General features: G+C 64.4%; 16 protein-coding genes. 8 read left to right on the top strand and 8 right to left on the bottom strand.

Features of this window, described 5'->3' with window-relative positions:
* The coding region (locus tag EOA29_RS09760; protein ID WP_245468447.1) for a MurR/RpiR family transcriptional regulator at positions 1-1047 on the bottom strand (1047 nt) is incomplete at its 3' end.
* On the opposite strand from EOA29_RS09760, the gene EOA29_RS09755 reads away from it, so the two are divergent.
* Complete coding sequence (locus tag EOA29_RS09755; RefSeq protein ID WP_126092905.1) at positions 1038-1220, top strand: hypothetical protein; 183 nt, start codon at positions 1038-1040, stop codon at positions 1218-1220. The two genes, EOA29_RS09760 and EOA29_RS09755, sit on opposite strands and share 10 nt — an antisense overlap.
* Before the next feature lie 287 nt (positions 1221-1507).
* Here EOA29_RS09755 and EOA29_RS42915 read toward each other — a convergent pair whose 3' ends face one another.
* Positions 1508-1990: a hypothetical protein gene (locus tag EOA29_RS42915; protein ID WP_245464985.1), complete on the bottom strand. Its 483-nt coding sequence runs from the start codon at positions 1988-1990 to the stop codon at positions 1508-1510.
* On the opposite strand from EOA29_RS42915, the gene EOA29_RS42910 reads away from it, so the two are divergent.
* The 6 genes from EOA29_RS42910 to EOA29_RS09725 are packed head-to-tail and all read left to right on the top strand — an operon-like array spanning position 1916 to position 7156.
* A complete protein-coding gene (locus tag EOA29_RS42910) occupies positions 1916-2341 on the top strand; it encodes an EscD/YscD/HrpQ family type III secretion system periplasmic domain-containing protein (RefSeq protein WP_348628873.1) in 426 nt (141 codons plus the stop codon). The two genes, EOA29_RS42915 and EOA29_RS42910, sit on opposite strands and share 75 nt — an antisense overlap.
* Positions 2338-2781: a hypothetical protein gene (locus tag EOA29_RS09745; protein ID WP_126092903.1), complete on the top strand. Its 444-nt coding sequence runs from the start codon at positions 2338-2340 to the stop codon at positions 2779-2781. The genes EOA29_RS42910 and EOA29_RS09745 overlap by 4 nt, the downstream gene beginning before the upstream one ends.
* Positions 2782-2798: 17 nt before the next feature.
* Complete coding sequence (locus EOA29_RS09740; RefSeq protein WP_245464636.1) at positions 2799-3110, top strand: hypothetical protein; 312 nt, start codon at positions 2799-2801, stop codon at positions 3108-3110.
* Positions 3107-5275, top strand: a complete 2169-nt coding sequence (sctV, locus tag EOA29_RS09735) for a type III secretion system export apparatus subunit SctV (protein ID WP_126092902.1) — start codon at positions 3107-3109, stop codon at positions 5273-5275. The genes EOA29_RS09740 and sctV overlap by 4 nt, the downstream gene beginning before the upstream one ends.
* A gap of 57 nt (positions 5276-5332) precedes the next feature.
* Positions 5333-6691, top strand: coding sequence for a type II and III secretion system protein family protein (locus tag EOA29_RS09730; protein ID WP_245464635.1), 1359 nt, complete (start codon positions 5333-5335; stop codon positions 6689-6691).
* A 12-nt stretch (positions 6692-6703) separates the two neighbouring features.
* A complete protein-coding gene (locus tag EOA29_RS09725) occupies positions 6704-7156 on the top strand; it encodes a hypothetical protein (RefSeq protein WP_126092901.1) in 453 nt (150 codons plus the stop codon).
* A gap of 91 nt (positions 7157-7247) precedes the next feature.
* On the opposite strand, the gene EOA29_RS09720 is transcribed toward EOA29_RS09725, so the two are convergent.
* Complete coding sequence (locus tag EOA29_RS09720; RefSeq protein WP_127220821.1) at positions 7248-8051, bottom strand: tetratricopeptide repeat protein; 804 nt, start codon at positions 8049-8051, stop codon at positions 7248-7250.
* 84 nt (positions 8052-8135) lie between these two features.
* Between EOA29_RS09720 and EOA29_RS09715 the strand changes: the two genes are divergently transcribed.
* Positions 8136-9176, top strand: a complete 1041-nt coding sequence (locus EOA29_RS09715) for an EscU/YscU/HrcU family type III secretion system export apparatus switch protein (RefSeq protein ID WP_126092900.1) — start codon at positions 8136-8138, stop codon at positions 9174-9176.
* A 162-nt stretch (positions 9177-9338) separates the two neighbouring features.
* On the opposite strand, the gene EOA29_RS09710 is transcribed toward EOA29_RS09715, so the two are convergent.
* The 5 genes from EOA29_RS09710 to EOA29_RS09690 are packed head-to-tail and all read right to left on the bottom strand — an operon-like array spanning position 9339 to position 14084.
* A complete protein-coding gene (locus EOA29_RS09710; RefSeq protein ID WP_126092899.1) occupies positions 9339-9794 on the bottom strand; it encodes an RpiB/LacA/LacB family sugar-phosphate isomerase in 456 nt (151 codons plus the stop codon).
* Between the two features lie 12 nt (positions 9795-9806).
* Complete coding sequence (locus EOA29_RS09705; RefSeq protein WP_126092898.1) at positions 9807-10574, bottom strand: triose-phosphate isomerase; 768 nt, start codon at positions 10572-10574, stop codon at positions 9807-9809.
* 7 nt (positions 10575-10581) lie between these two features.
* The gene (locus EOA29_RS09700; RefSeq protein ID WP_126092897.1) at positions 10582-11544 is read right to left on the bottom strand and encodes a sugar-binding transcriptional regulator; all 963 of its coding nucleotides are present in this window, start codon (positions 11542-11544) and stop codon (positions 10582-10584) included.
* Between the two features lie 42 nt (positions 11545-11586).
* The gene (locus tag EOA29_RS09695) at positions 11587-12519 is read right to left on the bottom strand and encodes a TIM barrel protein (RefSeq protein ID WP_126092896.1); all 933 of its coding nucleotides are present in this window, start codon (positions 12517-12519) and stop codon (positions 11587-11589) included.
* A gap of 47 nt (positions 12520-12566) precedes the next feature.
* A complete protein-coding gene (locus EOA29_RS09690; protein ID WP_126092895.1) occupies positions 12567-14084 on the bottom strand; it encodes a glycerol-3-phosphate dehydrogenase in 1518 nt (505 codons plus the stop codon).
* Between the last annotated feature and the right edge of the window lie 144 nt (positions 14085-14228).

The raw sequence follows: 14228 nt of genomic DNA, 5'->3' as shown, positions 1-14228 counted from the left end.
CTGCTCTTCCGACTGTTTTACCCGCTCCGCGGCATTCGTTTCAGAGCGCATTGCCGTCACTGCCGCCAGGATCTCGACGGCCGCGAACGCCGGTGCCATGCTTCGGAAGAACGACTGCGAACTTGATGCGACGATGATTGTTTCCCGCGCGATCCGGGTCAGCGGCGACACGCTGCTGTCGGTGATTGCGACCACGCCGACGCCCTGCCGGGCCGCCTGGCGCGCCACGTCGATCGTCGTTCGGTCATAGGGCGCCATGCCGACGGCAAGCAGCACATCGCCGCCTCCCGCAAGCTGGAGAGCATCCAGACCCTGACCAGCCATGTCGCCGACAAGCGTCACCCTGCGGTCGCTCGCGGCCAGGAACGACATGATGTGAACGAAGCGGCTCGCGACCGGATAGGCGGAGCGCGAGCCAAGGGCGAACAGGTTGCGGGACCTTCCCACGAGATCGGCGGCGGCGATGAATTGCATCGCATTGCCATATTCGCCAAGGCTTGAAATCTGGGCCGCGAGGGCGTCGGCAACGACCCCGACAGTCGAAAATCCGGAAGCGCCGTCCCTCTCGCCCCCCTGTCGAGCCGGCTCGCCGGCAGCCGTCTCGCGCAGCGCCCGCGCATAGAGGCTGCGCATGTCCTCGTAGCCATCGAGGCCAAGCCACCGCGCCAGCCGCATCATGGTGCTGTGCGAAACGCCGGCCTGGTGCGCCTGCTCGCGCATCGACATCAATGCGACATCCTTGGGATGATCCAGCACGAATCGCGCGGCGACCCGCAATTGCGGCGGCATGTTCTCGAACCGTTCGACCAACAGCTCGGCCAAAGGACCTTTTTCCATCCTGATATACCCCATTTGCCCATCTTGGAAGTTACTCCCCGCCAGCCGGCAACGCAACAGTTGGAACTGAACTGTTTCATAAATTCCAAATGGACTTTCAATTCGGATCGCGCTGCCGTAAACTGCGTTGGCAATCTGCCGGGGTTCGTCGCGTGCGGCTCCGGAGATTGCGACCTGAATAGTCCCCCAAGGAGACAATGATGGCTGCAACCCCTCCCATTACATCCGGCTCCGCCGGATCGCCGGAACAGAACCTCGACAAGATGATCAAGCACCAGGAGCGCATGTTTGGCCTGGAGATCACCAAAGAGATCGCGAAATCCCAGCATGACATGCTCATGAGCACCGCGAGGACGCTCGGTCAGTCGGCCGAAAAGGCCTGAGGCGGGATTCTCAAGCCCCATGCGTCGCCGCAAGCAACCGGCGGCGCACAGATGTTTCTACGCAACCAGGCTGGGTCTCAAATCATATCGGCGGGAGATGAAGTGGCATGACCGCTAACTCTATCGGCAGGTCTGGGGATTTGAATCCGGCGCGTTGGGTCCGCTCGATGATTGCCCCTGGGATTGCCCCTGGCCCTGCATCCGGGTCTTGCGTTGCGCTCAATGTCATTCATGGATTTCATGCCGGCGCGGAACTCAGTCTGGCCGAGCCGCTCTACACGGTCGGATCAAGCACGGAGTCCGACATTGTCCTCACGGATGCCGGCATAGCGCCGATCCACGTCAGGCTGCGGCGCAAAGGCAGCCAGATTGAAATTGAGGCCGTCGGCGGCGACGTCACCCTCGCCACGGGCGAGACGCTCCATGAGGGCCAGGGCAGCCGTTGCAGGCTGCCGGTCGAGATAACGGTCGGCGAAGCCCGTATCCTGCTGACTGACCCGCGGCGCACGCCAGATCGCTGGTCTGTTTCCAACCGTCCCTTCCTCGCTGCGGGCGCGGCTGTCTTTGCCGTATTCGCTGTTTCCATCGCTGCGATCGGCTTTTCCTTCGCCAAGCCGGATATTGCCGAGAGGGCTTCCGCACCCGGCGGCGAGGTGACCAGAGTGGCCTTCGCCGGCGATGCAGGGCAGCGTGTGATGGACGATTCGTCGTCCGAAGAAATGCAGAACGCTGCCGAAGCGGAAAACCAACTCAAGCAGCGTCTCGAGCAATCCGGGATAAGCACGTTGACCGTCGAACGGTCGCCCGGACGCCTGGTGGTCTCGGGTCTGATTCCGGATGACAAGAACGGCGCCTGGACGGAGACGCAGTCTTGGTTCGACCAGGCATTCGGCGCCCGCACTCCCCTGGTCTCCAACGTCATGATCGGCAACGCCGAACAGCCCCCGCGTCTGACGCTGCAGGCGATCTGGTACGGCGCGCGGCCCTATGTCATCGCTGCCGATGGCGCCCGCTACCATGAAGGTGCGTTCACCAATGACGGCTGGACCATCAAGCACATCGGCGAGACGGAACTGGTTCTGACGAAGGGCGGCGCCACGGTCGCGCTGAAATATCCGTGAACCGCCGGCTCGAAGGGCCGCGATTCGACTCGGCAACGAAGGACACCGCCGCAGGCCGCGAATTGCGGCAGGCGGAAGGCGTGCGCGGCCAGGGGATTTACCGGCGTCGGATGAACGGCACCGGCAGGGCCACAAACCGGGCCCAGGGGACAAAACCAACCGCGGGTACGGAAAAGCCCGAAACCGCGGAATTCCAGACTGCGCACGGTTCGGCTGGTGAATCGCTTGATGAGATACTCACCAAGTTCGTCATGCCCGCCATCCCCGAGCCTGCCATCCTGCGTCGGTGCGCATCTATTCTCCGGCATTTCGTGACGCAACAGGTTCCCGATCTGGACGGCGGCGAACAACTCAAGGCCCTCGCCAGAACGCTGATGGAGGATGAGATCGAGCGTCATCGCGATCTGCTTGGCAGGATGCAGGAAGGAATCGAGACCTGACCGATCCGCGTGACACGGTGCAGCTGCTGCACGTCCTGGGCTATCTCTACGGGTGTCACGGGCAGGCAAAGCGGGGCGCGGCGTACCTGCTCATCGCCGCGCAGCTTTCGCCGGGAAATGCCGGCGTGCTGCGGACATTGGCGCACCTGCTCATCCTCGACGGCGAGGCCGACAAGGCGCTCGCGACAATCGCTCGGCTGGAGACCCTGGAGGGAATGGACCATCCGACGCTTGGATTGCTGAAGAGCCGTGCCTTGCTCGCCGCCGGCCGCAAGACGGAGGCGCATGACGCCATGCGAAGCTTCCTGTCGCGACGAGGTGCCGAATGACCGTCTCGGAGCGTCTTGTGCAATTCCTGGCGAGGCTGTCCCGCCGAAGCGATCTCGTCATTGCGATCCTGATGCTGGTCGCGGTGGTGATGATGCTTGTCCCGTTGCCGACCTTCCTTGTCGACGTTCTCATCACCGCCAACATCGCCATCAGCGTGCTTATCCTGCTGGCTTCGTTCTACGTCTCCCATCCGCTCCAGTTCTCCTCGCTGCCGTCGGTCATCCTCATCGCCACCCTGTTCCGGCTGGCCATCACGATCACCACCACGCGACTGATCCTGCTCCAGGCCGATGCAGGCGAGATCATTACCGCCTTCGGCACCTTCGTCGTTGGCGGCAGCATCGCGATCGGCCTGGTGGTTTTCCTGATCATCACGGTCGCGCAGTTCATCGTGGTGGCGCGAGGCGCCGAACGCGTCGCCGAGGTGGCCGCGCGCTTCACGCTCGATGCGCTGCCGGGCAAGCAGATGAGCATCGATGCGGAGCTGCGCAACGGCGACATCGATCAGGCGGAGGCACGCCACCTGCGCCGGCAGCTCGAGCGCGAGAGCCAGTTGTTCGGCGCGATGGACGGCGCCATGAAGTTCGTCAAGGGCGACGTCATCGCCGGCATCGTCATCATCCTGGTCAACCTGATCGGCGGTTTCGCCGTCGGAACGCTGCAGCACGACATGTCGCTGGGAGAAGCCGCCGCGACCTACTCGCTGCTCACGGTGGGCGATGGGCTGGTCGCCCAGATACCGGCGCTGCTTGTCGCCGTGGCCGCCGGCACCATGGTGACGCGGGTCGGCAGCGCGGACGGCACCGACGACCTCGGCCGGCAAATCACCGGCCAGCTTCTGCGGGACTCCCGCGCGCTCGCCCTCGCGGCGGTGATCATGGTCGGCCTGGCCATGGTGCCGGGCTTCCCTTCCATCGTATTTCTCGTCCTCGGTGCCGCTTTCGGTGCCGGTGCCTATGCAGTCAATCGCCGCACTGCCCGGGACCCGGAGCCCCACGATATCGGCGAAACCGCAATGGCCGAGCCGCTGGGGAGGCCTGCGTCGATTTCTGCGACACCCGTCGCGGCGCTGCCTTCTTCCTCCCGCGTCGTCGTACGCGTTGGAGCCGAACTCGCGCCCTCTATTCCGGAGCCGGATTTTGCAACGCTCGCCGACGGCGTGCGCCGCGAACTCTTCGGCGATCTCGGCATCGACGTTCCGCCGATCGGCCTTCAGGTCGACGCGAAGATTCCACCGCGAATGATCCGCATCGATCTGGAAGGAGCACCTATTCTGGACGCGGAGATTCCTGCCGACCGCGTTCTTGTCGAAGCGGATTTGATGCATCTCGATCTGCTCGATGTGACTTACGAAAAGGGCCTTCCGATCGCTGGCCTGCGCAAGGTCATCTGGGTTGACGCTCACCACGTCTCGGCACTGAAGGAAGCCGGCCTCAGCTTCTCCACACCGGCGCAGACCGCGGCCAGGTGGACCGCAAATGCACTGCGCCTCTATGCCGGCCATTTCGTCGGGATCCAGGAAACCCGAAGGCTTCTGTCGGACATGGAGCCGGACTACGCGGATCTGGTCAGGCAGGCGCAGGAGATCGTTCCGCTGCCGAAGATCGCGGAAGTGCTTCGGCGCCTCGTCGATGAAAACGTGCCGATCCGCAATTTGCGGCTGATCCTCGAAGCGCTGATCGAATGGGGTCAGCGCGAACAGGACGTCGTTCTGCTTACGGAACATGTCCGCACGTCCCTGAAGCGCCAGATCAGCTTCCGCGCCGCGGGCCGCGACAACATCATCGCGGCTTACGTTCTGCAGCGCTCGGCCGAGGATATCCTCAGAAGCGCGGTGCAAAACACCTCGACCGGCACGTTCCTGAACCTCTCGGACGACGGCGCCCAGTCCTTGGTCACCGAAATCGAGCGAGCCCTGTCGCAGAGCGACACCGGTGTCTCGCCGGTGGTGCTCGCCGCAATGGATGTGCGCCGTCATATGCGAAGCCTGCTCGCGCACAATGCCGTCGAGCTCCCTGTTCTGTCCTTCCAGGAACTCGCCCAGGAATTCAACGTCCAGCCATTGGCCACGATAGCCGGGCGCTCCGACAAGGGCCGTACGCGCAATGTCTCCCAGTCGCTTCCGCCGGCTCAGGCGAATGCCGGACAAGAGGCGACCTCCTGACGCCGAGGGGGCGGAAGCAGGCGTCGGGGAAATCCACATGCTCAGGAGAGGAACGGCATGACAATCCACGATACCGCAGCAGGCGTTCGGTCCGCCGCTTTCGCCAGGCGGATGGACGCGCGCCGGCTCGCTGTCGCGGCGGCCTGCTTTCTGCTGGCGTTTTTGTTCATGCTTGCCGACGCCTCGGCGCAGAACGCATCGCCACTGCCGAGCAAGCCGACACTCGACCTGCCTGTCGGACAGGGACGCTTGTTGCGGTTCAACGAACCGGTCGAATCCGTGCTGATTGCGGACACCACGATCGCGGACCTTCAGATCGTGTCACCGAGCCTGGTCTATGTTTTCGGCCTCAAGCCCGGCCTGACCAATCTCATTGCGGTCAAAGCCGATGAGCAGATCGAGGCAACGGCTCAATTCCGCGTCACGCCCGATGTCACGCCCGCCAACGAGGCCAAGCACGCGATGCAGCCGAACTCGGCGACAAACCTCCACATTTTCGGGACCCGCATCGTCACCACGGGCGAAGCGCGAGGCATCGACGAGGCGAGGGACCTGGACAATGTCGCGCGCACGTTCTCGCCGCCGGAGCAGCCGCCTCTGAACAACATGACCGTGCAGGGTTCTCAGCAGGTCAATATCCGGGTTCGCTTCGCCGAGGTCTCGCGCACGGAGTTGCAGTCCTACGGCGTCGACTGGTCCGTCGGATACAAAAGCGGCGGCTTCGAATTCAACATGTTCCAGGACAATGGCGTGCCTTCCGGCGACGGGAATTTCGGTCTGCACATGGACCAGGCGCACGGCATCAATTTCGACGTCCTCATCGAAGCGCTGCAGCGCAACGGCGTCGTCAAGATACTGGCCGAACCGAACCTAACTGCCGTGACCGGCCAGACCGCGAACTTTCTCGCCGGCGGCGAAATTCCGGTGCCGATCGCGCAGGGAACTGATGTCACAACCATTCAATACAAGCCTTTCGGCGTGTCCCTCGGCTTCACCCCGACGCTGATCGGCCGCAATCGCATCGCGCTCCATGTCCAGCCGGAGGTCAGCTCCTTGTCGGATGCCGGCGCCGTAAGCGCCAACGGCTTTGCCATGCCGAGTTTCGTGGTGCGGCGAGCGGACACGACGGTCGAGGTGGCAAGCGGCCAGACCTTTGCGATCGCGGGACTTTTCCAGCAACGGACCTCGCGCAATCTGGAGAAGTTTCCGGTTCTCGGCGATGTGCCGGTGCTTGGCCCGCTCTTCCAGTCACAGCGCTTCCAGCGCGAAGAGACGGAACTGGTCATCCTGATCACGCCCTATCTGGTCGCGCCGGTGCGCGACAGCCTCGCCACGCCGCTCGATCGTCCGGCGGCCAAGCGCCACAGCCGCAAGCGGGTCAATGACGCGTCGGCGATGGGCCTGATCGTCAAATAGGGGGGAACAACCATGACATCGCCCATTGCTCTCTGCTCCATTGTCCCGGTGCTGCTTCTGTCGGGTTGCATGAACGGTCCGCGAGAGCCGCAGGACTACTCTCCGGGCTACAGCTACGTTTCGACCGACACCGGCGGTTCCGAAAAAGGCGTCGGCGGCTCCGTCCTCGCTCCCGACGCGTGTCTGGCCGAACCGGCCGATGACGATGGCACGCCCGCCGCGACCAGGCTGACGATCGTCTCGGGCGTCGGCTCCCAGCTGCCGGCCGGCTGCGCCAACGCCTACAACCTCCAACGCATGGCCGAAAGTCAGCGGGACCTGGTCGAGGGCCGGCAGTTGGGGAAAGCGGCCGCGGCGCCGAGCGCAAGGGCCGCGCGGCGCTACCTCGATGGCGAAGAAGCTCCGACCGGCGGAGCCAACAGCGCGCCGCCGACGACGCCGCAGACAACACTTCCCGTCGAGTAACGGGCAGATGCGGCTTTGCCCGCCCTGCCCTGCTCCCGCCATCTGTCTTGGCAACGAGCTCGACGGAAAACCCCTTCGGACGTCCTACCCGTTAGCCGAGGATAGAGCCGAGCGCTTTGGCCCTGGCCTGAGTGCTGCCCTTCGAGCGGATGGCCTTGGCGCGAGCGAGCAAGGTGCTTACCTCCTTGGTCGTCAGGCCGATCGGCGGCGAAGCCTTGACCTGGTCCTCTTCACCAAGAAGCCCGTATACCACCACGATATTGCGCTTGTGGTGCAACTGCGCATTGGGTGCGGCGGAGACCTTCTGAGCCAGCGGATGCGCGGCGGCGGAATTGCCCTCGAGTGCGGCCGCCAGCGCCATGTTGGTCTCGATATCGAGGTCGCCCGGCGCAAGTTTCAACGCCTGTGCGAACGTCGTTTGCGCCTCGGCCGTCTGGCCCGCGAATGTCTGCGCCACGCCCAGCCGGTTGTAGGCGGTGCTGGTGTTGACCAGCGGCGCGGCCTGCGCGAGGGCGCGCATGCCGGCATCGACATCGCCCGTCTCGATCATCGCCGAGCCGAGGCCGAGCATCGCCTGGCCGTCATTGGGAGCCTTGGCGAGCGCAGCCTGATAGGCCTTGGCGGCCTGGTCCGGATAACCGGCGCGCATGTAGGCCTCGCCCGCCTTGACCAGGGCGATCGGTTTGGCGTCCGGCATCGCCGCCGCACGCTGGTAGAGCGCGATCGCGGTGTCGCTGTCTCCGCGCGCATCGATATCGTCCGCAAGCTTGATCAAGCGTTCCGATTGCGAGGATGGGGCCTGCGCTTTCGCCTTGTCGGCATCGGTTTTGGTCGTCTGACAACCGGTCAATGCCAGCAGGACGACGACTGGCAAGAATACGACATGCTGCCGCATATCCACCTCTCCGTATTCAAGCCCGCCGCACCTTACACAGGTCGTCGGCCGGCTGGAACCACACCAGTGCGATAAGATTGCAACATGGCCGAAGAAGCTGAGGAAAAGAAACTACCGGCATCCGACAAGAAGCTTCGCGACGCCCGGCGGAAAGGTCAGGTTCCACAGAGCCGCGACCTGGTTTCCGGCTTCACTCTCTTTGCAGCCCTTGCCTATCTCTATTTCGCCTGGCCGATGCTCGTCGAACACGTTCTGGATCTCGTGCGGATCGTGACGACACCCAACGGCGGATTCGCGGAGGTCAGCCTGCGGGCCATCCACCATTGGCTCTCGACGGTGATGCTTATAACCCTGCCGCTGGTCGCGATCGTTGTGGTGCTCACTGCTATCTTCGGCATGCTGGGGACATTCGGCCCGGTCTTCTCGTTCGAGCCGCTCAAACCGCAATTCGATCATATCAATCCGGCGAAGGGCCTGCAGAAGATCCTGTCGCTCCGCAACGTCATCGAGTTCACCAAGGGCTTGGCCAAGGTGGTGTTGCTGGCGGGCCTCTTCGTATTCATCCTGATCGCATGGCTTCAGCCGCTCTTCGATGCGCCGGGCTGCGGTCCGTCATGCCTGGAGCCGGTTGTCCAAGCGGTGCTGACGCCATTTGGAATTGCCGCCGCCCTCGCCTTTGTCGCCATCGGCCTGATCGACATTCCCATTCAGCGCTGGTTGTTTCTGCGCGACATGCGCATGACGACCACCGAGTACAAGCGCGAACACAAGGATCTCGAAGGCGATCCGTTGATCAGGCATGAACAGCAGCGGCAGCGGCGCGAGGCGGTGATGCAGCCTGCAAGGCTCGGCGTAAAAAACGCGGTCATCGTCTTCGTGTCCGGCGACCTTGCAGTGGCGCTACGCTACATCAAGGGCGAAACACCCGTACCGACGATCGTTGGCAAGAGCCAGGACCGCGCCGCCAACGATATGGTCGCTCAGGCACGCCAGGCTGGCATTGCCGTGGTCGAAGACCCGGCTCTCGCCGAAGCACTTTTCGAGCGCACGAACACTGGAACCTACATCGGCCAGGAGATGTTCTCGCCCGTCGTTCGCCACCTCGTCCGGCTCGGGCTCACTTGAAAGTTGGATGCGATCAAGGCGCGGATGCCGAATCATCGCCCTCCCCCGCGTCCGCCGCTTCTTCTCCTCATGCCCGGCAAGCCGTTACGCGACTGCCGGATGCGGCAATGGCGATCGCTCCGGCACCACTGACGCGAGCCTGCCTGTGTTGAGGTTTCACAGCTAGCGAGCGTTGTACTTGGCGTCCACGTCGTCGATGGCGGCGACGTTGCCGGCCGACCGACCCTTCGGATCGAAACTTTCCTTCAGATAAGCGTCGGCGATGGCCTTCGCGAGTTCGGTGCCGACGACGCGCGCACCCATGGTAATGATCTGGGCGTTGTTGGAGAGTGCCGCCCGCTCGGCCGAGTAGGTGTCGTGGGTGAGAGCGGCGCGGATGCCCGGTACCTTGTTGGCCGAGATGCAGACGCCGATGCCTGTGCCGCAGATCAGGATGGCCCGGTCATACTTTCCCGCCAGCAGATCGCTGGCGACGCGGTCTGAAAGATTGGCGTAGAAGGGATCGGGACCGGCCTCCGTGCGCGACACCTCCGAAACCTCGTGCTTGTCTTTCAGGTAGTCGGCAAGAACCTTCGCCAGGCCTTCGCCGGCGCTGTCTCCAGCCACTGCAAGTCTCATGGTCAACTCCTTCTAGAGTGCTGCGGCGCATCTGCCGAGGATGTCGAGATAGCCCTCGACGGCCCATGCGGAGCGCCCGATGAAAAGCCCGTCGACATGCGGGCAGGCGATGAGTTCGGCGCAATTGCCGGGATTGACCGAGCCGCCATAGAGGCAGGGCACGCTGCGTTCGAGCACGTCCCCGGCGGCAGCGATGATCTCCGCCTGCCGGGCGTCGGCATAGTCCGAGGTCGCCGGTACGCCGTTTGCGCCGATCGCCCACACCGGCTCATAGGCGAGCAGGATCGGCGCGGTCTTCTGCTCGGCGGTAAGCTTCGACAACGCACTGCGCACCTGCCTGCCGAGCACCTCGCTGGCACGGCCCGCCTCGCGCTCCGCCAAGGTCTCGCCGATGCAGACAAGCGGAACGAGCGCGTGGCGCACCGCAGCTTCCGTCTTGAAGCCAACCGTCTCGTCCGTCTCGCCGAAATGCTCGCGCCGCTCGGAATGGCCGAGCTCGACGATATCGAGGTTGCAGTCCTTGAGCATGATCGGCGAGATTTCGCCGGTCCAGGCGCCTTCGTCGGCCCAATGCATGTTCTGCGCGCCGACCTTGACCGTGGTGTCGTTCAGCATCGCCTTGACCTCGCGCGCCGCCGTGAAGGGCGGGATCACGAAACGCTGGATGCGCGGATCGCCGCCGGGATCGGACGAAAGCCCGCTGGCGAAGGCGCGCGCCTCGGCCAGCGTCTTGTTCATCTTCCAACTGGTGCCGATCCAGACTTGCTTCGGCTGCGTCATGCCATGGTCATCCAGTTTCGCCGACCAGGGCCCGGGCCGTCGGCTCGTCGGTGATCAGACCCTTCAGCCGCGCGCTCTTCAGCACCGCGCGGATCGCCTCGATTTTTGTGGGGCCGCCGGCGATGGCGATGATCCGGCTGTCCGCCGGTCCGTCCAGATCGACGGCGAGCGTACGGGCGGTCAAGGTTGTTTCCAGCACCCGGCCGCGCGCATCGAAAAAGTGGCCGAGCATTTCGCCGACGCCGCCGACGGCGGTGATCTCGGCAATCTCGCGCGGCTCAATCATGCCGGTCGCCACTAGCTGGGCGCCGGCATCCGCCGTGCCGATGCCGACGAATTTCAGCGTCGCCCGGTTCGACATCTCGAAAATCTCGCGCACGCCGCGCTGCGCCAGGAGCACTTCGCGGTCTTCCGCGGAGTTGGCAAAGAAGGGCACCGGCATGACATAGGCCTGTGCGCCGGTCTTTTCGGTCAGTCGATGCATGACGTCGTGCGGGTTGGCGGCATAGTTGCGCGTCAGGCCGCCAAGCAGCGAGACGAAGCGCACGCCGGCGGCCTCGAAGCGCGGCATCTGATGCACCGCGGCGGCGAGCGTGCGGCCGTGGCCGATACCGATGACGCTGTCCTCGCCGCGCTCGATCTCGCGACGCAGGAAACTGGCGCCCGCGAGCCCAAGCGCCCGCAGCGGCAGGCCTTCCTCGCCCAGATCCGGCGCGACCTCGCAGAAGTCCAGCCCGAACCGATCGCAGAGCTGGTTCTCCAGCAGGGCGCATTCGACGATCTCGCCGTCGATCGAGACCTTCACCGCGCCGTCGGCCACAGCCCGGGCAATCAGGCGATGCGCCTTCACCGAGGGCAGCCCGAGTCGCTTCGCCACCTCGGCCTGGGTGAGCCCGCCGGCGTAGTGCAACCAGGCGGCGCGGATCGCGAGCGACCTTTCCGGGTCCAGTTGACCTGGGCGTTTCACCATCTGCAGTCCTTCATCGCGCGTTTGGGCGTCATCGTCGTCGGCTCAGATATTCAGGCTTTGCACGCCGGTGTCGATATGGGGCGCCCAGAAGGCTATGCTTTCGGCGATCTGCGGAATGACCTGCCGATCATCCGGTTCCCGTTCCTTGAAACTCAGCTCCAGGCAGATCTCGTTATCGACGGCGCCACCTTCGGCCAACGCCTTCAGCAGCTTCTCGGGATGGATGCGGCCCCTGGTGTTGAACTCGGCGGTGAAGGGGCGGTGTCCGCCCTTGTCCATAAGGCTTTGCTTGATGTGGATGATCGGCGATACCTTGGGGACCGCGCGGGCCCAGGCATAGGGATCGTAGTCGTCCGGATTGGCGCTGGTCACGTCGCCATGGTCGATGTCGGCCATCATCCACATCGGCACCGCCATTTCGGCCTTGGTCAGCCTGTCCTGCAGCTTCAGGCATTCGGCGATCGTCTGGCCGAACTCGCGCCCGATGCTCATCGGTTCCCAGAAAACGTACTGCAGGCCAGCCGCCTTGGCGTGCTCGGCCACCTCCGCCCAACAGTCGACGGCGATGCGGATCAGCTCCTCACGCCGGACCGGATCGTCATAGTCTCTGAAGGTGAAGATGGCGAACTGGGTGCCGACGCAAACACCGCCGAGGTCGGCGGTTATGTCGGCGAAGGTCTTGAACCAGTCGACATAGTATCGGCGCACGTCGCGGTCGGGATGACCGAAATGGTTGAGCCGGCCATAGGGACCGGTCATGCCGCTCAAGACCCGGACGCCGGTGCGCCGCAGGGCCGCCGTCATCCGCCGGGTCAGCCGCCGGACCACCGGCGCCGGCCAGCTCGGATTAATGAACTCGTGCGTGAGCTGCAGGTCGCGCAGCTGGAGGCCACGGGCGACGGTCTCGATCAGGTCGTCCGGCTCGGCAAAGCGGTTGACCAGCGGGTTGGTGTTCAGGGAAAGCGTCAGCGCCATGACGTGTCGGTCCCGAAGGTGATCCTGGGTCGAAGTCGCATCGGCATTCACGCTGCCTCGGCAAGGCGCTCGGCCTCGAACCATCTGGCGAAGGCGTGCCGTTCGGCCTCGGTGAGATGCAGGTAGTGCTTGGTGCGCCGAAGCAGGATGTCGTCCGGCGTGCGCGCCCATTCCTTGGCGACGAGATAGCGTACCTCCGCCTCGTAGAGCAGCCCGCCGTGATGGCGGCCAAGACCATCTATGCTTGCCGCATCCTTGACGACGTCCTTGGTGCGCGCGCCGTAGAGCCGTCCGTAGTGATGCACGAGATCGCGCGCCATCCACGGATAAGCCTCGCGCAGGCTGTTGGTGAAGGTCTCGTAGTCGGCATTGGGAATTTCGCCGCCGGGCAGCGGCGCATTCCTGGTCCAGTCCTCGCCCATCTGCGGGAAAATATGCTTCAGCCGGCGCATGCCGCGCTCGGCCAGTTCGCGGAAAGTGGTGATCTTGCCGCCGAAGACGTTGAGCAGTGGCACGCCGCCGGTTTCGTCGAGGTCGAAAACGTAATCGCGCGTCACGGCGGACGGGTTGCCCTTGCCGTCGTCGAACAGCGGCCGCACCCCGGAGAAGGAGTGCAGCACGTCCTGGCGCCGCAGCTTCTCCTTGAAGTAGCGGTTCACCGCCGCGAGCAGGTAGTCGATCTCGGACTCGTCGGCCTTCACATCCTCGGCGCGGCCGTCATAGGCGATGTCGGTGGTTCCGATCAGCGCCATGTCCCCTTCATAGGGGTTGATGAAGATAACGCGCCTGTCGTGATTCTGCACCAGATAGGCATTCGCACCCTGCCAGAACTTCGGCACGATGATGTGGCTGCCTTTGACGAGGCGCACGTTGCGCGACGAGTTCGATCCCGCGACACGGCCAATGACGTCTGAAACCCACGGGCCGGCGGCATTGACGACGCAGCGGGCGCGGAAAATGCGCGTTTGCCCCGTCATCGAATTTTTCGTCGTCACCGTCCAAGCGCCATCTTCGCGGCGGGCGGAAACGGCAGACGAGCGGGTGAGCACCTCGGCGCCGCGCTCGGCCGCGCCGACAGCGTTCAGCACCACGAGCCGCGCGTCGTCCACCCAGCAGTCGGAATACTCGAAGCCGTTCGTGTACCGGTCGAGCAACGGTGCTCCTTCCGGATCGCGTCTGAGGTCGAGCGTGCGCGTGCCCGGCAGCTTTTTCCGGCCGCCCAGGTGGTCGTAAAGAAACAGGCCGAGCCGCACCAGCCAGGCCGGCCGGTCCTGCGGACTGTGCGGCAGCACGAAGCGCATCGGCCAGATGATGTGGGGCGCGGCCTTGAGCAGCACCTCGCGCTCGATCAGCGCTTCGCGTACCAGCCGGAACTCGTAATATTCGAGATAGCGCAGGCCGCCATGCACCAGCTTGCCGGAGCGCGAGGAGGTGCCCTCGGCGAGGTCGTCTTTTTCGCACAGCACGACCGACAGGCCGCGACCTGCCGCGTCTCGGGCGATGCCGGCGCCATTGATGCCGCCGCCGATGACGAAGAGATCGACCGTGTTCGGTTCAAGCCCCATCTCTTGCTCCTTCAGGCGTTTCGGCGGAGGCGCCTGCCGCGTTGCGGCGCGCGGCAGCCAGAGCATCCCAGGCAGGCCCCAGCACCTGGCGTGCCGCGCGGAATGCCGTGAAAAGGTCGTCATAGGCCGCAATCAGCGCCGGAT

This window comes from Mesorhizobium sp. M1E.F.Ca.ET.063.01.1.1 (assembly GCF_003998155.1).
Lineage (GTDB): Bacteria > Pseudomonadota > Alphaproteobacteria > Rhizobiales > Rhizobiaceae > Mesorhizobium.
The sequence above is the reverse complement of the archived record's forward strand: the minus strand, read 5'-3'. Positions and strand labels throughout refer to the sequence as shown.

Excerpts from the sequence above, each read along its gene's own strand:
- EOA29_RS09755 (WP_126092905.1), top strand. The coding sequence starts at position 1,038 with ATGGCTGCAACCCCTCCCATTACATCCGGCTCCGCCGGATCGCCGGAA.
- EOA29_RS09705 (WP_126092898.1), bottom strand. The coding sequence starts at position 10,574 with ATGACGCAGCCGAAGCAAGTCTGGATCGGCACCAGTTGGAAGATGAAC.
- EOA29_RS09710 (WP_126092899.1), bottom strand. The coding sequence starts at position 9,794 with ATGAGACTTGCAGTGGCTGGAGACAGCGCCGGCGAAGGCCTGGCGAAG.
- EOA29_RS09695 (WP_126092896.1), bottom strand. The coding sequence starts at position 12,519 with ATGGCGCTGACGCTTTCCCTGAACACCAACCCGCTGGTCAACCGCTTT.
- sctV (WP_126092902.1), top strand. The coding sequence starts at position 3,107 with ATGACCGTCTCGGAGCGTCTTGTGCAATTCCTGGCGAGGCTGTCCCGC.
- EOA29_RS42910 (WP_348628873.1), top strand. The coding sequence starts at position 1,916 with ATGGACGATTCGTCGTCCGAAGAAATGCAGAACGCTGCCGAAGCGGAA.
- EOA29_RS09700 (WP_126092897.1), bottom strand. The coding sequence starts at position 11,544 with ATGGTGAAACGCCCAGGTCAACTGGACCCGGAAAGGTCGCTCGCGATC.
- EOA29_RS09720 (WP_127220821.1), bottom strand. The coding sequence starts at position 8,051 with ATGCGGCAGCATGTCGTATTCTTGCCAGTCGTCGTCCTGCTGGCATTG.
- EOA29_RS09725 (WP_126092901.1), top strand. The coding sequence starts at position 6,704 with ATGACATCGCCCATTGCTCTCTGCTCCATTGTCCCGGTGCTGCTTCTG.
- EOA29_RS09715 (WP_126092900.1), top strand. The coding sequence starts at position 8,136 with ATGGCCGAAGAAGCTGAGGAAAAGAAACTACCGGCATCCGACAAGAAG.
- EOA29_RS09730 (WP_245464635.1), top strand. The coding sequence starts at position 5,333 with ATGACAATCCACGATACCGCAGCAGGCGTTCGGTCCGCCGCTTTCGCC.
- EOA29_RS09690 (WP_126092895.1), bottom strand. The coding sequence starts at position 14,084 with ATGGGGCTTGAACCGAACACGGTCGATCTCTTCGTCATCGGCGGCGGC.